This window comes from Xanthomonas campestris pv. badrii (assembly GCF_012848175.1).
Lineage (GTDB): Bacteria > Pseudomonadota > Gammaproteobacteria > Xanthomonadales > Xanthomonadaceae > Xanthomonas > Xanthomonas campestris_C.
The window spans coordinates 4,642,072-4,660,755 of the sequence record NZ_CP051651.1; the positions used below are offsets into that span (position 1 = coordinate 4,642,072).

17 protein-coding genes are annotated in these 18,684 nt (G+C 66.9%); 12 read left to right on the forward strand and 5 right to left on the reverse strand.

Annotated elements, in window-relative coordinates:
• Positions 1-17: 17 nt before the first annotated feature.
• The 9 genes from HG421_RS19635 to HG421_RS19675 all read left to right on the forward strand — a co-directional run bounded on the left by HG421_RS19635 (position 18) and on the right by HG421_RS19675 (position 10,488).
• Complete coding sequence (locus tag HG421_RS19635; protein WP_169707810.1) at positions 18-1,016, forward strand: TRAP transporter substrate-binding protein; 999 nt, start codon at positions 18-20, stop codon at positions 1,014-1,016.
• A 10-nt stretch (positions 1,017-1,026) separates the two neighbouring features.
• Complete coding sequence (locus HG421_RS19640; protein ID WP_169707811.1) at positions 1,027-1,548, forward strand: TRAP transporter small permease; 522 nt, start codon at positions 1,027-1,029, stop codon at positions 1,546-1,548.
• Positions 1,548-2,831, forward strand: a complete 1,284-nt coding sequence (locus HG421_RS19645; protein WP_169707812.1) for a TRAP transporter large permease — start codon at positions 1,548-1,550, stop codon at positions 2,829-2,831. The genes HG421_RS19640 and HG421_RS19645 overlap by 1 nt, the downstream gene beginning before the upstream one ends.
• Before the next feature lie 216 nt (positions 2,832-3,047).
• The gene (locus HG421_RS19650; protein WP_169707813.1) at positions 3,048-4,631 is read left to right on the forward strand and encodes a family 43 glycosylhydrolase; all 1,584 of its coding nucleotides are present in this window, start codon (positions 3,048-3,050) and stop codon (positions 4,629-4,631) included.
• A 141-nt stretch (positions 4,632-4,772) separates the two neighbouring features.
• Positions 4,773-5,831, forward strand: coding sequence for a LacI family DNA-binding transcriptional regulator (locus tag HG421_RS19655; protein ID WP_064507993.1), 1,059 nt, complete (start codon positions 4,773-4,775; stop codon positions 5,829-5,831).
• 688 nt (positions 5,832-6,519) lie between these two features.
• Positions 6,520-7,374: a 5-dehydro-4-deoxy-D-glucuronate isomerase gene (gene kduI, locus HG421_RS19660; protein WP_169707814.1), complete on the forward strand. Its 855-nt coding sequence runs from the start codon at positions 6,520-6,522 to the stop codon at positions 7,372-7,374.
• A gap of 182 nt (positions 7,375-7,556) precedes the next feature.
• Positions 7,557-8,312, forward strand: a complete 756-nt coding sequence (gene kduD, locus HG421_RS19665) for a 2-dehydro-3-deoxy-D-gluconate 5-dehydrogenase KduD (protein WP_169707815.1) — start codon at positions 7,557-7,559, stop codon at positions 8,310-8,312.
• A 160-nt stretch (positions 8,313-8,472) separates the two neighbouring features.
• Positions 8,473-9,129 (forward strand): RpiB/LacA/LacB family sugar-phosphate isomerase, encoded by a 657-nt coding sequence (locus HG421_RS19670; protein ID WP_169707816.1) that lies wholly within the window; start codon positions 8,473-8,475, stop codon positions 9,127-9,129.
• 240 nt (positions 9,130-9,369) lie between these two features.
• Positions 9,370-10,488 carry a GDSL-type esterase/lipase family protein gene (locus HG421_RS19675; RefSeq protein WP_169707817.1) on the forward strand — a complete coding sequence of 373 codons (1,119 nt, stop codon included), beginning with the start codon at positions 9,370-9,372 and terminating at the stop codon, positions 10,486-10,488.
• Positions 10,489-10,537: 49 nt separating this feature from the next.
• Here the strand turns inward: HG421_RS19675 and HG421_RS19680 are convergent, their stop codons facing one another.
• Positions 10,538-11,182: a DMP19 family protein gene (locus tag HG421_RS19680; protein WP_169707818.1), complete on the reverse strand. Its 645-nt coding sequence runs from the start codon at positions 11,180-11,182 to the stop codon at positions 10,538-10,540.
• Between the two features lie 73 nt (positions 11,183-11,255).
• Complete coding sequence (gene phhA / locus HG421_RS19685; protein WP_169707819.1) at positions 11,256-12,146, reverse strand: phenylalanine 4-monooxygenase; 891 nt, start codon at positions 12,144-12,146, stop codon at positions 11,256-11,258.
• 129 nt (positions 12,147-12,275) lie between these two features.
• Here phhA and HG421_RS19690 point away from each other — a divergent pair, with 129 nt between their 5' ends.
• Positions 12,276-12,758, forward strand: coding sequence for an Lrp/AsnC family transcriptional regulator (locus HG421_RS19690; RefSeq protein ID WP_169707820.1), 483 nt, complete (start codon positions 12,276-12,278; stop codon positions 12,756-12,758).
• 295 nt (positions 12,759-13,053) lie between these two features.
• On the opposite strand, the gene HG421_RS19695 is transcribed toward HG421_RS19690, so the two are convergent.
• From HG421_RS19695 to HG421_RS19705, 3 genes are all read right to left on the reverse strand, one after another.
• Positions 13,054-14,091 (reverse strand): patatin-like phospholipase family protein, encoded by a 1,038-nt coding sequence (locus HG421_RS19695; protein ID WP_169707821.1) that lies wholly within the window; start codon positions 14,089-14,091, stop codon positions 13,054-13,056.
• A gap of 879 nt (positions 14,092-14,970) precedes the next feature.
• Complete coding sequence (locus HG421_RS19700; protein WP_169707822.1) at positions 14,971-15,981, reverse strand: TIGR00266 family protein; 1,011 nt, start codon at positions 15,979-15,981, stop codon at positions 14,971-14,973.
• Positions 15,982-16,095: 114 nt separating this feature from the next.
• Positions 16,096-16,935, reverse strand: coding sequence for an ABC transporter ATP-binding protein (locus tag HG421_RS19705; protein ID WP_169707823.1), 840 nt, complete (start codon positions 16,933-16,935; stop codon positions 16,096-16,098).
• Positions 16,936-17,078: 143 nt separating this feature from the next.
• Here HG421_RS19705 and HG421_RS19710 point away from each other — a divergent pair, with 143 nt between their 5' ends.
• Together HG421_RS19710 and HG421_RS19715 are read left to right on the forward strand one after the other, a co-directional pair.
• Positions 17,079-18,284, forward strand: coding sequence for a DesA family fatty acid desaturase (locus tag HG421_RS19710; RefSeq protein ID WP_169707824.1), 1,206 nt, complete (start codon positions 17,079-17,081; stop codon positions 18,282-18,284).
• Positions 18,285-18,342: 58 nt separating this feature from the next.
• On the forward strand, positions 18,343-18,669 hold the full coding sequence (locus tag HG421_RS19715; RefSeq protein WP_248279522.1) for an EF-hand domain-containing protein: 327 nt from the start codon (positions 18,343-18,345) through the stop codon (positions 18,667-18,669).
• Positions 18,670-18,684 lie beyond the last annotated feature (15 nt).

The window sequence follows — 18,684 nt, forward strand, 5'->3', positions numbered from 1 at the left end:
CGCTTGGGAGGGCGCCAATGATCACACGCAGACATTTCCTCGGTGCCGGGCTCGGCGCCGCCGCCGCCGGCCCCTGGCTGGGTGCCGGCGCCACCACGCCGATCCCCGGCGGCCAGCTGCTCACCGCCACCGACGTGCACGTGGGCGACTACCCCACGGTGCAAGCGGTGCGGTGGTTCGGCAAGCAACTCGAAGAGCGCAGCAATGGCCGGCTCAAACTGCGCCAGTACCATTCCGGCCAGCTGGGCCGCGAGTCGGAGGCGATCGACATGGCGCGCTTCGGCGCCATCGACATCACCCGGGTGTATTCGGGTGCGTTGAACAACACCTTTCCGCTGACCCAGGCACTGTGCCTGCCGTACGTGTTCGACTCGGTGCCGCATCTGCGCCGCGTCATCGACGGGCATGTGGGCGACAGCGTGCTGCGCAGCTTCGAGCAGCGCGGCCTGGTCGGCCTGGCGATCTACGATTCGGGCGCGCGTTGCTTCTACAACACCAAGCACCCGCTGCATCGCCCGGAAGATCTCAAGGGCCTGAAACTGCGCGTGGCCTCCTCGGACATCTTCCTCAAGCTGATGCGCATGCTGGGCGCCAATCCCACGCCGATGTCGCTGGGCGAGACGTTCTCGGCGATGGAAACGCACATGATCGACGGTGCGGAAAACAATATGCGCAGCTTCCAGTCCAGCCGCCACTTCGAGGCCGCGCATTACTGGTCGCAGAGCGAGCATTCCTACGCGCCGGACATCCTGGTGATGTCTCGGCAGAGTTTTCAATCGCTGAGCGCGGCCGATCGCGACCTGGTGGTGGAACTGGCGCGCGCGTCGGTGCCGGTGATGCGCAACCTGTGGGATGCCTCCGAGACGGTGGCACGCCAGCAGGTGATCGATTACGGCGTCAAGCTCAACCAGGTCGACATGCCGGCGTTCCGCGCCGCTGCCGCGCCGCTGCTGGCCGACTACCGCAAGCAGCCGGAGATCGAAGCGCTGTACCGCCGCATCCGCGATTTTGCATAGAGGTGTCCCGATGACCGAACCCGAGACTGTTGCCGTCCCGGTCGCGCCGTTGCAGCGCGCGCTGGACCGCGTTTCCGACCTTGCCATTGGCGTGGCCTCGCTGGCGTTGCTGGGCCTGGTGGTCGTGCAGGGCTGGCAGGTATTCACCCGCTACGTGCTCAACGACTCGCCCAGCTGGACCGAGCCGGTGACGCTGTTGCTGCTGAGTACCGCGTTGAGCCTGGGAGCTGCCGCAGGCGTGCACACCAATCGCCACTTCGGCTTCTATCTGCTGGGCGAACACGTGCCGCCGCTGGTACGCCGGATCTTCGAAGTGATTCGCCCGCTGATGATCCTCGCCATCGGTGCGGTGCTGGCGTGGTGGAGCGCGGCGCTGCTGGTCGATGGCCTGGACATCAAGATGGCCGGCGCGCAGATGCCGCAGAGCATCAACTACCTGCCGTTGTCGATCGGCGGTGCGCTGATGGTGCTGTTTGCCTTGTACAAGGTGTGGCGTGTGCTGCGCCCGATCCAGGCCGGAGGAGTGCGCTGATGGGCATCGCCATGTTGTTGGGAACCTTCGTGGTGCTGCTGCTGATCGGCGTGCCGGTGGCCTACGCCCTGGGCGCGGCGGCACTGGCCACGCTGCTGTATCTGGACCTGCCCACGGTGGTGCTGGTGCAGCAGATTTCCGCCGGCAGCGGCTCGGCGTCGCTGATTGCGATTCCGCTGTTCATCTTCGCCGGCGAGTTGATGTTGCGTGGCGGCATTTCCGAACGCTTGATCGCGTTGGCGTCATCCCTGGTGGGTCGCGTGCGCGGTGGCCTGGGTCAGGTCAGCGTGCTGTCGTCGCTGTTCTTCGGCGGCGTGTCCGGCTCGGCGATTGCCGATGTGTCGGCGGTCGGCGGCACCATGATTCCGCAGATGATCAAGCGCGGCTACGACCGCGATTACGCGGTGAACGTGAGCATGACCGCGGCGCTGGTGGCCTTGCTGGTGCCGCCCTCGCATAACCTGATCCTGTTCTCCGCGGCGGCCGGTGGCGGCCTGTCGATTGCCGATCTGTTCGCGGCCGGCATCGTTCCCGCGCTGTTGATGACCGCGGCAATGATGGCCACCGGCTATGCGGTGGCGCGTCATCGCGGCTACGGCACCGAAGCCTTTCCTGGGTGGCGTGCGGTGGCGCTGCGGCTGATCGGTGCGCTGCCCGGCCTGGGGTTGGTGGGGTTGATCTTCATCGGGATTCGCGCCGGCATCTTCACCGCGGTGGAGAGCGCGGCGATCGCCGTGGTGTACGCCTTGATCGTCACCGCACTGCTGTATCGCCAGCTGCGCTGGGCCGAGTTCTTCGCCGCGGTCACGCATGCGGCGCGCACCACCGGCGTGATCCTGTTCGTGATCGCCACGGCGGCCGTGTTCGGCTGGTTGCTGGCGTATCTGCAGGTGCCGGCCGCGGCGGTGAAGTTCCTGCAGGCCATCGCCGACAGCAAGAACACCGTGCTGCTGATGATCGTGGTGATGCTGCTGTTGCTGGGCATGTTCATGGACCTGGCGCCGAAGATCCTGATCTGCACGCCGATCTTCCTGCCGGTGGTCAAGGCCTATGGCATCGACCCGATCCACTTCGGCCTGGTGATGGTGCTGGCCGGCGGTATCGGCCTGATCACCCCGCCGATCGGCTCGGTGCTGTTCATCGGCACCTCGATCGGGCAGATCACCGTTGCCCAGAGCATGCGCACCATCTGGCCGTTCTGGCTGGCGGCGCTGTGCGTGCTGTTGATCGTGGCGTTTTTCCCGGAGCTGTCGTTGTGGCTGCCACACGCACTGCGTGCGTGAGGGCATGACGCACTGAGCGATTGGGTGCCTGGTGGACGGGTGTGATCGATGCGGCAGGCGCTGCCGCATCGATCCCCCACCTGCCGGGCGCGTGCGACGCCTTGCCGACTGTGCAGGACGTTGCTGCTGGCGGGAGGGTTCCGCCTCATCCGGTCAACCGGTGGCATTGCCTGCCGGTGACCGCATCGCCCCGCACCGCGGGGACCAGGAGAAAGCATGCGTATGCGTATCACCTCACCCCGTCTGCGTTGGCTGCTGGCCGGCGGACTGTTGCTGTACACCGGTCTAAGTGCCGCGGCCGACTGGAAGCGCGGCATCGAACATCAGCGCATTGCCGATCAGGGCAATGGCACCTTCCTCAACCCGGTGCTTGCCGGCGACCATCCCGACCCGTCGGTGCTCAAGGACGGCGACGACTACTACCTCACGCTGTCCTCGTTCGACGCCTACCCGGGCCTGCCGATCTGGCATTCGCGCGATCTGGTCAACTGGCAGCCGCTGGGCCACGCCATCACCCGGAACGTCGGCGCGATCTGGGCGCCGGACCTGATCAAGCACGGCAAGCGCTACTACATCTACTTTCCGGCCCGCCGCGGCGACCAGGGCGAGCGCAGCAACTTCGTGGTGTGGGCCGATGACATCACCGGCCCGTGGAGCACGCCGATCGATATCGGTCTTGGCAAGTACATCGACCCCGGCCATGCGGTGGGCGAAGACGGCAAGCGCTACCTGTTCCTGAGTGGCGGCGATTACGTGCAGCTGTCCGACGATGGCCTGAAGGTGGTCGGCACGCCAAAGCACGTCTACGACGGCTGGAAGTACCCGGAAAGCTGGGACGTGGAAGGCTACGCCCAGGAAGGCCCCAAGATCACCCGCCACAACGGCTGGTACTACATGACCACCGCGGTGGGCGGCACCGCCGGCCCGCCGACCGGGCACATGGTGATCACCGCGCGCTCGCGCTCCATCCATGGTCCCTGGCAGAACGCCCCCAACAACCCGATCACCCGCACCAGGAGCGCCGACGAGCCATGGTGGTCGCGCGGCCATGCCACCCTGGTGGAGGGCACCGACCAGCGCTGGTGGATGCTCTACCACGGCTACGAACACGGCTTCTGGACGCTGGGCCGGCAGGCGCTGCTGGACCCGATCGAATGGACACCCGATGGCTGGTTCGTCGCCAAGGGTGGGGACCTGGGCACACCGCTGAAAAAGCCCAGCGGCCAGGCCCTGCAACACGGGCTGGCGTTGTCGGACGACTTCCGTGCCAGCACGCTGGGCCCGCAGTGGGCGTTCTTCAACCCGGCCGCCGACGAGGCCAAGCGCCTGCAGGTGGGGGATGGCGTGCTGCGGCTGCAGGGCAAGGGCAGCGCGCCGCGCGATGCCTCGCCACTGACGGTGATCGCCACCGACCCGGCCTACCAGTTCGAGGTGCAGATGACCGTGGCACCGGGCGGGCAGGGCGGGGCGCTGCTGTTCTATAGCGACAAGCTCTACGCCGGGGTGGGCAGCAATGGCGAAAATTTCGTCATGCACCGCTACGGCGAGGAGCGCCCGGGCAAGCTGGCGCCCAGCCGCCACGGCGGCACGCTGTGGCTGCGGGTCACCAACAACCGCCACATCGTCACCATCCACAGCAGTACCGATGGCAAGGCCTGGACCAAGTACCCGGTGCAGATGGAAGTGTCCGGCTACCACCACAACGTGGCCGGCAAGTTCCTGGCCCTGAAGCCGGCGCTGTATGCCGCAGGTCCCGGCCAGGTGGAGTTCCGCAACTTCCGCTACCGCGCCCTGGACTGACCGTTCTGCATCGTCGGGCATGCCGCCGCGCCGCCTGCTGCGGCCGGCCCGGCCTGGCAGCTGCGGTGCAGTGGCAGGCGTCGCTCAGGTCTGCCGGCCCCAGGGCCGGTAGAATCCAATCAACTTCACTGGTTGACCGCTATGCCCGCCCGCAAGATGCCTGAAGAAGGAATGCCCGGCCTGCCGAAGGGCAAGGTCGCCACGATCAACGACATCGCACGGATGTCGGGCGTGTCGAAAAAGACCGTGTCGCGGATCATCAACAATTCGCCGCTGGTGCGGCAGGACACCCGCGAGAAGGTCGAAGCGCTGATGCGCGAGGTCGGCTATGCGCCGGATCCGCTCGCCCGCGGGCTGGCGTTCCGGCGCTCGTTCCTGATCGGCATGGTCTACGACAACCCCACCGCGCAGTACATCGTGGACATGCAGTACGGCGCGCTGGACGCGCTGCGCGGCTCCAGCTTCGAGCTGGTGGTGCACCCCTGCGACAGCCGCAGCCCCGGCTACATCGAAGGCGTACGCCGCTTCGCCCAGGCGCAGAAGCTGCACGGGGTGATCCTGGTGCCGCGCGCCTCCGAAGACCAGGCGCTGGCCGACATGCTGGCCGAGATCGGCTGCCGCTACACCCGCATCGCCTCGATCGCGCTGGACACCACCTCGCAGACGGTGATCACCCACGACCGCGACGGCGCCGCCGAGGCGGCCGACTACCTGCTCTCGCTCGGCCACCGCGACATCGCCCTGGTTACCGGCCCCAGCGCCTACCGCTCCTCGATCGAGCGCACCTCCGGCTTTGCCGACGCGCTGACCCGGCGCGGCATCGAGCTGCCGCCAGAACGCATCGTGGAAGCCGGCTATACCTTCGAATCGGGTGTGGCCGCGGCCGAAAAGCTGCTGCTGGGCAAGAAGCGCCCCACCGCCATCTTCACCGGTAACGACGAAATGGCCGCCGGTATCTACAAGGTGGCGCTGCGCGCAGGCATCAGCATTCCGCGCCAGCTGTCGGTGATCGGCTACGACGACAGCTCGCTGGCTTCGCGGCTGTGGCCACCGCTGACCTCGGTGCGCCGCCACACCCGTGACACCGGGCGTACTGCCGCAGCGATGCTGATCCAGCCCGACAACGCCCCGCAGCTGCCCACTGCCAGCGTGCGCCCGCACCTGATCGTGCGCGATTCCTGTCAACCGCCGGAAGATTGAGCACTGCGCCGTGCCGCGCCGGAAGATTGAAGACCGCGCGCCGCATCCCACGGTTCCGGCCTTCGGCCCACCTTGCAGGGCGTTGTGCCCAGGGTGAGAACTGTTGGCTCGATCGGCCAACAGCTTGCCCCCATCCGCCCTTCGGGCACCTTCCCCCGCAGGCGGGGGAAGGCAGTCCGCCGGTCGCTGCCGTAAAGCCCCTCTCCCGCCTGCGGGAGAGGGGTTGGGGTGAGGGCACGGCGGTAGACAGCCATCTAAACTCAGTCATGAGCTGACGGAGGAAGCGCACAAGAGCTTCTCCCCGACCACCAATCCGCACACCCAACACCACGCGCAGCCTCGCACCCCCATCCGGCGCCACGCGCCACCTTCTCCCGATGGGAAAGGGATCAAAAGCCCCTCTTCTCCGGTTGGGAAAAGGGATCAAAAGCCCCTCTCCCGCCTGCGGGAGAGGGGTTGGGGTGAGGGCACGGCGGCAGACAGCCATTTCAATCGTAGGCGCTGCCCCCGGCTTCGCCCGCACCCTCATCCGTCCCTGCGGGGCACCTTCTCCCGTCGGGACAAGGGACGCCGTCGTCGCGCCACCGAAGTCACTATCGTGCACTGCGCAATGACACCGGTTAACCAGAGCCGGTAGACTAGCCCGGTGCAAGCCCACGACCCCACCCGCTTGTCACCGGAGAGGCGCATGTCCCTGTACTGCAAAACCCATTACGCCACCCATCCCGACGCCATCAAGGGCGCCAGCAACGACGACCTGCGCGAGCTCTATCTGCTCGACGGCCTGTTCGTGAACGATGCGGTGACCCTCAAATACACCCACTACGAGCGCTTCGTGCTCGGTGGCGCCGCGCCGGTCGGCAAGACGCTGGAGCTGCCCAGGCAGACCGAACCCGCGTCCGCAGCGGGCCACCCGTTCCTGGAACGGCGCGAATTGGGCGTCATCAACGTCGGTGCCGGCAGCGGTACGGTCACCGTGGACGGCACCGCCTACACGCTGGGGCCGAAGGACGGGCTGTATGTGGCAATGGGCAGCACCGATGTCAGTTTCGCCTCGGCCGATGCCGCCAACCCGGCGCAGTTCTACCTGGCCTCCACGCCGGCGCATGCGCGCTTTGAAACCAAACAGCTGTCGATCAAGGATGCGGTGGCACTGGACCGTGGCGCGCTGGAAACCAGCAACGAGCGCACCATCTACCAGTACATCGTGCCGGCCACCTGCCAGTCCTCGCAGCTGCTGCTGGGTCTGACCGTGCTCAAGCCGGGCAGCGTCTGGAACACCATGCCGCCGCACCTGCACGACCGTCGCAGCGAGGTGTATTTCTATTTCGACCTGGGTGCCAACGACCGCGTCTATCACTTCATGGGCGAGCCCGACGCGCAGCGCCACATCGTGATCCAGAACAACGAAGCGGTGGTGTCGCCGCCGTGGTCCATCCACATGGGCGCCGGCACCAGCAACTACGCCTTCATCTGGGCGATGGGCGGCGAAAACCTGGATTACACCGACATGCACGTGCTGGACATCTGCCAGCTCAAGTAAACCCGGTGTTGCACCATCGTTCGCTTCGGTGACGCCCGCGATCCAGGCCGGCACCGGCATCGTCGGCGGGCTCCATCTCAGACGTTGGCGACGCAGCAGTCCAAACGACATCGACGCACTCTGCCGCGCGCTGCGCGGTTCACCCCTCACACCGTGATACACCCAGCAGGAGCGATAAGGTAATGAGCAATCCGTTCAGTCTCGAAGGCAAGGTCGCACTGGTCACCGGTGCCAATACCGGCCTGGGCCAGGGCATCGCACTGGCACTGGCGCAGGCAGGTGCCGACATCGCGGCCGCCGGCATCCAGGCGCCCACCGAGACCGAAGAAAAGGTCAAGGCGCTGGGCCGTCGCTTCATCGCCATCGAAGCCAACCTGATCAGCATCGAGCCGGTGCAGCGCATCGTCGATGAGACCATCGCCGGCCTGGGCGGGCTGGACATCCTGGTCAACAACGCCGGCCTGATCCGCCGCACCGACGCGGTGGATTTCAGCGAGCAGGATTGGGACGACGTGCTCAACGTCAACCTGAAGTCGGCCTTCTTCATGGCGCAGGCGGCTGGCCGCCACTTCATCGCCCAGGGCCGCGGCAAGATCATCAACATCGCCTCGATGCTGTCGTTCCAGGGCGGCATCCGCGTGCCGTCCTACACCGCCAGCAAGTCCGGCATCGCCGGCATCACCCGCCTGCTGGCCAACGAATGGGCCAGCAAGGGCGTGACCACCAATGCCATTGCACCGGGCTATATGGCCACCGACAACACCGCGCAACTGCGTGCGGACGCCGATCGCAACAAGTCCATCCTGGACCGCATCCCGGCCGCGCGCTGGGGCGTGCCGGCCGACCTCGGCGGCACCGCTGTGTTCCTGGCCAGCAGCGCGTCGGACTACGTCAACGGCGCCATCATCCCGGTCGACGGTGGCTGGCTGGCACGCTGAGAAAAACGCGCGGCTGCCTTCTCCCACTGGGAGAAGGTGCGCGAAGGGCGGATGAGGGTCGGTGCGCTCGCGTACCCACAGGCACTCATGCAGCCCACCCTTCAAGCGCACGCATCAACCGCATTTCAAAAATCTTCCCCAACCCAATCGGAGCATTCCCATGAAAATCGCACTCATGAATGAGTTTAGCCAGGCCGCCAAGAACCCGGTGATCCTGCAGCAGCTCAACGACGTCGCTAGCGAGCAGGGCCACAGCGTCTTCAACGTCGGCATGGACGGCGACAACGACCACCGCCTGACCTACATCCACCTGGGCATCGTCGCCAGCCTGCTGTTGAACTCCAAGGCGGTGGACTTCGTGGTTGCCGGCTGTGGCACCGGCCAGGGCGCCATGATGTCGCTCAACGCGCATCCGGGCGTGTTCTGCGGCTACTGCATCGAGCCGACCGACGCCTACCTGTTTGCCCAGGTCAACAATGGCAACGCGCTGTCGCTGGCATTCGCCAAGGGCTACGGCTGGGGCGCTGAAATCAACGTGCGCTACATCTTCGAAAAGGCCTTCAGTGGCGAGCGCGGCATGGGCTACCCGGCCGAGCGTCGCGAATCGCAGGCGGCCAACGCCGGCATCCTGACCCAGGTCAAGCAGGCCACCGCCAAGTCCTACCTGGACGGCCTGCGCGCCATCGACCCGGAGCTGATCAAGCAGGCCATCGGCGGCGAGCGTTTCCAGCAGTGCTTCTTTGATAACGCCCAGGATTCGGAGATCCGCGCCTTCGTCGCCGGTGTACTGGGCAAGCCAGAAGCCGCAGCTGCGTAACGGCTAAAGCCCCTCTTCCCAATGGGAGAGCCAGTGATTGCGATCAAGCCCCTCTCCTATGGGAGAGGGGTTGGGGTGAGGGTACGGCGGAAGACGGTTGCCTCAAACGGATAAAGACGTGAGACGACAGTAAGGCGGTCCAGGATTTTCAGTACACCGCACCCTCATCCGCCCTCCGGGCACCTTCTCCCAAAGGGAGAAGGAACAGCGCTGTGCACTTACCACCTCCCCGGAGCCACCATGCGTCTGCTGCTGCTTGCCTTGCTGCTGCTCTGCACCGGCCTTGCTCAGGCCGCGCCCCAACGCATCTTTATCGCCGGCGATTCCATCGCTGCCGAGTATGGCGCCGAGCGCGCGCCACAGGCCGGCTGGGGGCAGATGCTGCAAGGCTGGTTCGACCCTGCGCAGTGGCAGGTGCACAACCATGCCAAGGGCGGCCGCAGCACCCGTAGTTTCATCGCCGAAGGGCGGCTGGATGCCATTGCCAAGCAACTGAAACGCGGCGACATCCTGCTGATCCAGTTCGGCCACAACGACGCCAAGCGCGAAGATCCCAGCCGCTACACCGATCCGACCACCGACTATGTGCAGTTCCTGCGCCGCTTTATCGCCACCGCGCGCGACACCGGTGCCACCCCGATCCTGATCACTCCGGCCGCACGCCTGCTCTACGACTTCGGCGCGCTGCTCGACACGCACGGCCGCTACACCCTGGCCATGCAGCAACTGGCTGCCGAAGAACACGTGGGCCTGATCGACCTCAATGCCAGCTCCAGCGACTGGATCCGTGCGCTCGGCGAACAGGCCGCCAAGCCGTATTTCCTGTTCGTGCCCGAAAAGAATCTTGCCGATGGCACCCACTTCAGCCACGGCGGCGCCACCGCCGTTGCGTGCCTGGTGGTGCACGGCTGGGTGCAGTTGCAACCAGCGCTCAAACCGCAGTTGCGCCGCGACGCCGATTGCGGTGCCGCGCCCGACACTGCCGCGCAACGCGCCGCACAGGCACATCCTTCGTTAGTCGTGCACGAGCGCGACCTCGCCCGCGAACAACCCGGCCCGCACGGCGGTGCCGGCCCCACCACGGCGTATCCGTTCTTCGCCGATGCCCCCGGGCTGACGTTCGTCATGCGCAAGCGCGTACTGCACAAGGGCGCCGGCATCGGCCTGCACCTGCACGACAAGGACGAGATCTACTACATCGTCAGCGGCCGCGGCCTGTACGCGCTGGATGGCAAGCAATACGAAGTCGCTGCCGGCGATGCGCTGCTCACGCGGCCGGGAAGCACGCATGCGCTGCAGCAGACCGGCGACGAGGACCTGATCGTGCTGCTGGCATACACGGTCAAGCCAGCGGGCTGAGCCGGCACCGGCGTGCGCCCCCTTGCGCGCGGATGGTTGCCTGCTCTGATCAGGCCTTGTCCACCCCGTAGTGCGCCAATCCCAGCCGCGCCAGGTCGCCGAGGCGGCGGTAATACACCTCTTCCCAGCCTTGCACACGCTGGCGGTCGGTCTCGTTCATCGCGTCGAGGATGTCTTCGATGCTGAGCAGGTCCGGGTCTTCTTCCAGCCGTTCGAACACTGCGCCCAGGCCCTCGATGGCCTGCCGCGTCTGCGCAGCGCCCATGGCCGCCAGCGCGCGCAGCGCATCGCTGCGGGTGGTGGCGTCCCAGCGGTCGAAATAGCGGGCGTAGCCGCTCTCGCTCATGTCCGCCTCCAGCCGTGCCAGCGCGATCAGTTCGCGTTCGCCGGGCGACAGCGCATCCAGGCGCCCGCGCAACGTGGCCAGCTTTGCCTGCGCACGCGCAGCGCGCCGACGCCACAGCAGTTCGGGCATGTTGAGCAGGCCGTCGGCCGTGGGCGGTGCGATCGCCGGCCAGTTCACGCCGAAGCTGTCGTCGGTCAGTTGCCATTGCGCGCGCTGGGGCGGCGCGGCCCGCTGCAAAAGGCGATGGGCCTGGATGGGCTCGTCGATGCGCATGCCGTTGGCCAGGGTGAACAGCAGGCGGGTGTCGTCCAGCTCCAAGCGCCGGATCCGCAGATGCGTCAGGTCCATTGAGCGAAGGCGATGTGGGGAACCTCGACCTTAGTGCGCAGGGACGGCGGTGTCGAGCCAGCTGGCAGTGCCCTCACACGTCGCCGTCGCGGCTGAAGCCTTCGCCGCTGCCGCGCTGGAACACCCGGTCGCTGTCCAGCACATCGCCGGCCGGCAGCTGCGCCTGCTGCGCCAACGCGGCGTAGATGGGGGTGAAGTCCGGGCTGGTGGCGTCCATCAACTGCGCGAAGCTGTCGATGACGAAATAGGTCTTCTGGTAGGTGTCGATGCGATAGCGCGTGCGCATGATGCGCTGCAGGTCGAAGCCGATGCGATTGGGCGCGTCCGATTCCAGCGAATACAGCGATTCGCCCTTGGACGATACGATGCCTGCGCCATAGATGCGCAGCCCCTGCGCGGTGTTGATCAGGCCGAACTCCACCGTGTACCAGTACAGGCGCGTCAGGTTCTGCAGCGCGTCCGCACCGATGCCGTGCGCCTTGACCCCGCCGCGGCCGTAGGCCTGCATGAAGTCGGCGAACACCGGGTTCATCAGCAGCGGCACATGCCCGAACAGGTCGTGGAACAGGTCCGGTTCGGCGATGTAGTCGATCTGGTCCGGGCGGCGGATCCACCAGGTCACCGGGAAACGCTGGTTGGCCAGATGATCGAAGAAGTCCAGTTCCGGCAGCAGGCCTTCCACGCCCACCAGGGTCCAGCCGGTGGCCGCCTGCAGCACCGCGTTGAGCGCGTCGAAGCGGGGGATCTGCGTGTCGTCCATGCCCATGGCGTCCTGTGCCTGCAGGAATTCATCGCAGGCGCGACCGACCAGCAATTCGCGCTGGCGCCGGTACAAGCTGCCCCAGGTGGCGTGGTCGTCGGCGCTGTAGCCGTCCCACGGCTGGCTGACCACCGCCGTGGTGTAGACCGGCACATAGCCCTTGTCGGTGAGCTGGTTTTCGACGCGGCGCGGGGCGGTATTCATGCGGGCAGGAAGTCCGTGGCGGCAGGCGTTCACCATAGCCGGATCGCTGCGCAACAGGATTGCGAATCTTGCGCAACCAGGCGATTGACGCGCAAGATTCATGCGTCTTGATCAGTTGCTGCGCAACATATGAATCAGCCCATCGCCCTGGACCGCACCGATCTGCGGTTGCTGGCCCTGCTGCAGACGCAGGGGCGCAGCAGCAACGCCGAACTCGCCGTGCAGGTGAACCTTTCCGCCTCGGCCTGCCTGCGCCGCACCCAGCGGCTGGAGGCGGCCGGCATCATCGCCGGCTATGGCGCACGGCTGGATGCGCGTGCGCTGGGGCTGGGGCTGCAGGCCTTCGTGCGGGTACAGCTGGAACAGCACGGCCAGGCCGACATCGAGTTGTTCGCCGATGGCGTGCGTGGCTGGGATGAAGTGGTGGCGTGCTGGGCGCTGACCGGCGACATGGATTACCTGTTGCAGGTGCAGGTGCGCGATCTGGAGCACTTCTCGCGCTTCCTGCTCGACCGCCTGCTCAACGCCACCGGCGTGTCCGACGTCAATTCCAGCTTCGTGCTGCGCACGGTCAAGGCGCCCGAGGGCCTACCGCTGTCGCATCTGGCGTGAGGGGCGCCGTCAGCAGGGCGCTTGCAAGCGCAGCGTGGCAGCCCCCGGCCCTGCCGCTCCATGTGCGATCAGCGACCAGCGGGCCGCCACGCAGGCGAAGCCATCGGCAGAGCTGCGCGGCCGCTACTGCACGCAGCGGTTGCAGCGGTTGCAGATGCACGCAGAAAAAATGCGCCCGCTGGTGTAGGAGCGGCCCTGGCCGCGAAGCCTTACCGCTAACCCAGGAGGACGGTACGCGGCAGCTGCGCCATCGTGCAGTACGGCCGCCAGCCCCTTCATCGGACCTGCAGCCGCGTTACGGCGCCACGCAGTCCCTGTCCTTGCCGCGCAGCTTGTCCCAGCGTGTGCGCTGTTCCAGGCAACGCTGGTAGGCCTGTTGTTTTGCGGCGGCCGCCTGTTCGGCCGCATTGCGCACCGCGCTACTGCGTGCGGCCTGCAACTGGGCGATCTTGGCGCGGATCTGCGGCATCGCCGCCATCGCGGCGCGCTCGCCTTCCAGGATCGCGGTGCCGCGCTGGTTGAAATCGGCAGAGCCGATATCGCTGACCTTGGGGCGAATCACCACGTCGGCGCGCTTGAGTTCGGCTTCGCCCAGGCGCTGGCCCATGATCGAGATCGACTGATTCACCGTTCCCAGCAGATCGCCCGGGTTCTTGCCGCTGGCCTTGCTGGAAATGTCCACCGCCACCACGAACTCGGCGCCAAGCTGGCGCGCGGCATCCACCGGCACCGGGCTGACCACGCCGCCGTCGACGAAGTGATAGTTGCCGATGGTCACCGGCTCGAACACGCCGGGAATGCTGCTGGACGCGCGCACGGCCTGACCGGCATTGCCGCGCACGAACACGATCCGTTCGCCGTCTTCCAGGCGCGTGGACACGGCCGCGAACGGCTTGCGCAACGTCTCGATCGGCTTGCCGCCGAGTTGCGTATTGACGTAGTCCTGCAGCTTTTGCCCCTGCACCAGGCCGCCGGACAACAGCCGCACATCGCGGATGCTGGTCTGGTCCAGCGCAACGGCCTTTTCCTGCATCTGGAACGCATCCATGCCACTGGCATACAACGCCCCGACCACGCTGCCGGCGCTGGTACCCGACACCACCACCGGCGCCAACCCGTTGGCCTCCAGCATCTTGATCACGCCGATATGCGCAAAGCCCTTGGCCGCGCCGCCGCCGAGCGCGATGCCGATCTTCACCGGCTTGGGTGCGGCGGTGGTCGGCGCCTGTACGACCGGCGCCGGCGCAGCCGCGCGCGGCTCGCCACCGCAGGCCGCGAGCAGGCCGAGCAGGCACAACAGCGTAAGCGAGCGGGGACGGTGGAGCGCAGTCATGGCGGAAACGTGTCGGGAAAGGCGAAGGAGAATACACGCCTCGCGGACACGGCGACGCCATGCATGTCCTTCCCCCGCCTGCGGGGAAAGGTGCCCAAAGGGCGGATGGGGGCAGGATGGCCGACAGTCGACCAGCACAGGTGCACTCTTCCCCAGCCTGCTGCCCTCACCCCAGCCCTCTCCCGCAGGCGGGAGAGGGGGCAGTCTGCGGGGGACGGACAGCGTGCAGGTTCACCCCGACCGTGCAGGTTCAGATCGAGCGTGCAGGTTCAACCCGGGCAGTCGTGCCATTGCGCACGTCCGTACCGCTCAGGGAGCGACGGCGCAGCCCAACCCCCGCTCGCACGGATACCGACTTGCCCCAGACATCGACGCCATCCATATCCTTCCCCCGCCTGCGGGGGAAGGTGCCCAAAGGGCGGATGGGGGCAGGGTGGCCGACAGTCGATCAGCCCAGGTGCACTCTTCCCCAGCCTGCTGCCCTCACCCCAGCCCTCTCCCGCAGGCGGGAGAGGGGGCAGTCTGCGGGGGACGGACAGCGTGCAGGTTCACCCCGACCGTGCAGGCTCAGATCGAGCGTGCAGGTTCAACCCGGGCAGTCGTGCCATTGCGCACTCCTGTACTGCGTAAGGGAACGCCCGCGCAGCCCACCCCCCGCTCGCGCAGATACCGGCTTGCCCCAGACATTGACGTCATCCATATCCTTCCCCCGCCTGCGGGGGAAGGTGCCCGAAGGGCGGATGGGAGCAGGATGGCCAGCACTCGATCAGCACAGCTGCACTTCCGAGCAAGCCGGATCTGGTCGCCGCTTCTGGACGTATACCGAGTGGCGCTTCGTTGCACGGAACGCGGCAACCGCGGCCTGACCCCGCCCAACCCTCAGAACCGGTTATCCCCATCCAGCAGCCGCCCCAGACCGCCCAGCACCGAGCCTTCGCCGCGTTGCTGGCCGCCGGCCTGCGGGGCAGCCTGCAGCATGCGGCCGGCCATGCGCGAGAACGGCAGCGATTGCAGCCAGACCTTGCCGGGGCCGGTGAGGGTGGCCAGGAACACGCCTTCGCCACCGAAGAACATGCTCTTCAGGCCAGCTACGCGGCGCACGTCCATGTCCACGCCGGCGTGATAGGCCACCACGCAGCCGGTATCGACATCGATGCGTTCGCCCGGGCCCAGTTCGCGCTCCATCACGGTGCCGCCGGCGTGCACGAACACCCAGCCGTCGCCTTCGAGCTTCTGCATGATGAAGCCCTCGCCACCGAACAGGCCGGTGAGGATCTTCTTCTGGAAGGCGATGCCCAGCGACACTCCGCGGGCGCCGGCCAGGAAGCTGTCCTTCTGGCAGATCAGCCGCCCGCCGTGTTCGGACAGGCGCAGCGCCAGCACCGTGCCCGGGTAGGGTGCGGCAAATGCCACCTTGGCCTTGCCGCTGCCGGCATGGGTGAACACGGTGGTGAACAGGCTCTCGCCGGTGACCACGCGCTTGCCGGCCGAGAGCAGTTTGCCCATCAAGCCGCCGCCACCGCTCTGGCCGGCATGCGAGCCGTCGCCGAACACGGTGTCCATCTGCACGGCCGAATCCTTGTACATCAGGGCGCCGGCCTCGGCGATCGCGCTTTCGCCCGGATCCAGCTCCACTTCGACGAACTGCATGTCGTTGCCGACGATGCGGTAATCGATCTCGTCGGCAGTGCCGGCCGCGCCGGTCAGCGGCGGCGGGGCGCTGCCGCCGCTGTGCAGCTCGGCCAGTTGCCGGGCCGGGGTCCAGCCATCGAGTCCGTCGCGCCAGGCCAGGGCATCGGGCTGGCGCTGGGCATGCGCGTGCGCACTGGCATCGTCGAGCGGGCCGATGCGGTCGGCCTGTCCGGGAACATGGAAATACCACTGGGCCATCGGGACGACTCCTGCCTGTGTGTGTGCGGAGTCTAAGCGCAACAGCGGCGGGTGCGTCCCGTGTCCAAGGTCATGCGGTGGCACACACGCCGAACGCGCGCGCCCGCGAGGGGGTCACTGCCCAACCGTGGCCCAGTAACGCTCGCCATCGCGCTGAACCCGCACCGGGCCATCGAAGACCGCCGACAGGCTGGCATCGGTCAGCACCGCCTCGCGGCTGCCATCGGCCACCACCTTGCCGGCGCGCAACAGGATCACCCGCGCAATCTCCGGCACGATCTCTTCGATGTGGTGGGTCACCAGCACCAGCGTGATGCCTTGCTGGGCAAGCTGGCGCATGGTGTCGAGCAGGTGCTGGCGTGCGACCAGATCCAGGCCGGTGGAGGGCTCGTCCAGCAACAGCGCCTGCGGGCGGTTGACCAATGCGCGGGCGATCAGCACGCGGCGTGTTTCGCCGGCCGACAACTCGGCGAACGGGCGGTCCAGCAGCGGCAAGGCGCGCGCCAAGGTCAGCGCTTCGCGCGCCCGGGCACGCATGTCGTCGCTGATCTCGCGGTGCGGTGGCACCACGTAGCTGGCAAAGAAGCCGGACAGCACCGCGCTTTCCACATCCAGCCCCGGCATGTCGGCCAGGTTGACGCTCAGATCGCCGGTGACGATGCCCAGCTGCGAGCGCAACCGGTCCACCTGCCAGCGCGTGAGCCCCAGCACCTTCACCGACGCCTGGCCATCGCCGCGCGCCAATGGATACAGCTCGCGGGTGATGAGCTTGATGAAGGACGACTTGCCGCAGCCATTGGGCCCGAGGATGGCGGTGTGCTGCCCCAGCGCGATGCGCAAGGACAAGCTGTGCAGCACGCGAACCTGGCCGCGCATCACACTTGCCTGGTCGAGTTCGATCAACGCGGTGGCGTTTGTATCGGCAGCAGCAGAAGAAGAAACGGCAACAGTCATACGCAACGTCGGGTCGTGGAGAAACGTGTGAACCGCTTTAGGAACGTAGGGCACACCCTACGCAAGCGAAGGGTGAAGTTTGCCGCGATCGCCCCCATCATGTCTGCATCAACCAATGAGATGCCGCCGCTGTGGACTTGCCGATGCTGCCCGACCCGATCATCGACTTGCTGACGTCCGGCGTGGCTGGCCTGGGTGTCTGGGGCATGCTTGCCGTGCTGCTGGTGTTCACCCAGCTCACCATCTTCGCGGTGACCTTGTACCTGCATCGCAGCCAGGCGCACCGCGGTGTGGATTTCCATCCGGTGCTGGCGCACTTCTTCCGCTTCTGGACCTGGCTCACCACTTCGATGATCACCCGCGAATGGGTGGCGATCCATCGCAAGCACCACGCCAAGGTCGAAACCGACGAAGATCCGCACAGCCCGCAGACCAAGGGCATCAGCCAGGTGTTCTGGCGCGGCGTGGAGCTGTATCGGCAGGCACGTGCCGAGCGCGCCGACATCGAGCAATACGGCAAGGGCGCGCCATCGGACTGGATCGAACGGCATCTGTATACGCCGCATGCCAATGCCGGCCCGATCGCGCTGGGCGTGATCAACACGGTGCTGTTCGGGTTGCCCGGCATCGCGCTGTGGGCGATCCAGATGGCATGGATTCCGTTCTGGGCCGCCGGCGTGGTCAACGGGCTGGGCCACTGGTGGGGCTATCGCAATTTCGAATCGGCCGACACCTCCACCAATCTCACGCCGTGGGCGCTGTGGATCGGTGGCGAAGAACTGCACAACAACCACCATGCCTTCCCCAGTTCGGCGCGGTTCTCGATGCGGCGCTGGGAGCTGGATATCGGCTGGATCGCCATTGTCGGCCTGCAGGCGCTGGGCCTTGCCAAGGTATTGCGGGTGGCGCCGTCGCTGGATATCCGCCCCAACATCGCCGTGCCCGATGCGGACACGCTCAAGGCCTTGCTGTCGCATCGCTTCCAGGCCATGACCGACTACCAGCGCAACGTGCTCAAGCCGGCACTGCGCGAAGAGGCCGCTGCCACCGGCGCCAAGCTGCGCGAATTGTTGCCGCGCCGCCTGCGCAAGGGCCTGGTCGACGATGGCCGCTGGCTGAAGCCGGATGCACGCGCGCAGTTGCAGGCCTGGGTGGCGCAGCGCCCGCGCATGCGCACGTTGGTGGAGTATCGCGCGCGTCTGACCGCGGTGCTGGAAGCGCGCAGTCATGACGCCTCCGAGCGGCTCAAGCAATTGCAGCAGTGGTGCCATGAAGCCGAAGCCAGCGGCAATGCCGCGCTGCAGGCCTATGCGGCACGGCTCAAGGGGTATGCGCTGAGTGGTGCGTAAGCGCAGCGACGCGCTGGCGGCCAAGTGGGTCGGCGCGCCGAGCCGATCGAGCGGACGTCTGCCGCTGGCGCTCTGCCTGGCATGCGCCGCTGCAGGCGGTGCGCATGCCCAGGTGCAGGACAGCCAGGAGTATCTCAAGCGCATGGACACCGATGGCGATGGCCGGGTCAGCCGCGACGAGTATCTGGCCTGGATGAGCTACGCCTTCGATCAGCGCGATACCGATCATGACGGCGTGCTGCAGGGCGAAGAATTGCCTGGCCGGCGCGGCAAGCCGATCACCCGCGCCGCGCATCGCGCCACCTTGATCGAACGCTTCGCGCGCCAGGATGCCAACGGCGACGGCTACCTGAGCGCACGCGAGTTGCTGGCGCCGCCGCGCTGATGCGCGCCTTCGCGC

Bases quoted from the DNA above. Each gene is read 5' to 3' on its own strand.
- HG421_RS19635 (WP_169707810.1), top strand. From the start codon at position 18: ATGATCACACGCAGACATTTCCTCGGTGCCGGGCTCGGCGCCGCCGCC.
- HG421_RS19640 (WP_169707811.1), top strand. From the start codon at position 1,027: ATGACCGAACCCGAGACTGTTGCCGTCCCGGTCGCGCCGTTGCAGCGC.
- HG421_RS19645 (WP_169707812.1), top strand. From the start codon at position 1,548: ATGGGCATCGCCATGTTGTTGGGAACCTTCGTGGTGCTGCTGCTGATC.
- HG421_RS19650 (WP_169707813.1), top strand. From the start codon at position 3,048: ATGCGTATGCGTATCACCTCACCCCGTCTGCGTTGGCTGCTGGCCGGC.
- HG421_RS19655 (WP_064507993.1), top strand. From the start codon at position 4,773: ATGCCCGCCCGCAAGATGCCTGAAGAAGGAATGCCCGGCCTGCCGAAG.
- kduI (WP_169707814.1), top strand. From the start codon at position 6,520: ATGTCCCTGTACTGCAAAACCCATTACGCCACCCATCCCGACGCCATC.
- kduD (WP_169707815.1), top strand. From the start codon at position 7,557: ATGAGCAATCCGTTCAGTCTCGAAGGCAAGGTCGCACTGGTCACCGGT.
- HG421_RS19670 (WP_169707816.1), top strand. From the start codon at position 8,473: ATGAAAATCGCACTCATGAATGAGTTTAGCCAGGCCGCCAAGAACCCG.
- HG421_RS19675 (WP_169707817.1), top strand. From the start codon at position 9,370: ATGCGTCTGCTGCTGCTTGCCTTGCTGCTGCTCTGCACCGGCCTTGCT.
- HG421_RS19680 (WP_169707818.1), bottom strand. From the start codon at position 11,182: ATGGACCTGACGCATCTGCGGATCCGGCGCTTGGAGCTGGACGACACC.
- phhA (WP_169707819.1), bottom strand. From the start codon at position 12,146: ATGAATACCGCCCCGCGCCGCGTCGAAAACCAGCTCACCGACAAGGGC.
- HG421_RS19690 (WP_169707820.1), top strand. From the start codon at position 12,276: ATGAATCAGCCCATCGCCCTGGACCGCACCGATCTGCGGTTGCTGGCC.
- HG421_RS19695 (WP_169707821.1), bottom strand. From the start codon at position 14,091: ATGACTGCGCTCCACCGTCCCCGCTCGCTTACGCTGTTGTGCCTGCTC.
- HG421_RS19700 (WP_169707822.1), bottom strand. From the start codon at position 15,981: ATGGCCCAGTGGTATTTCCATGTTCCCGGACAGGCCGACCGCATCGGC.
- HG421_RS19705 (WP_169707823.1), bottom strand. From the start codon at position 16,935: ATGACTGTTGCCGTTTCTTCTTCTGCTGCTGCCGATACAAACGCCACC.
- HG421_RS19710 (WP_169707824.1), top strand. From the start codon at position 17,079: ATGCTGCCCGACCCGATCATCGACTTGCTGACGTCCGGCGTGGCTGGC.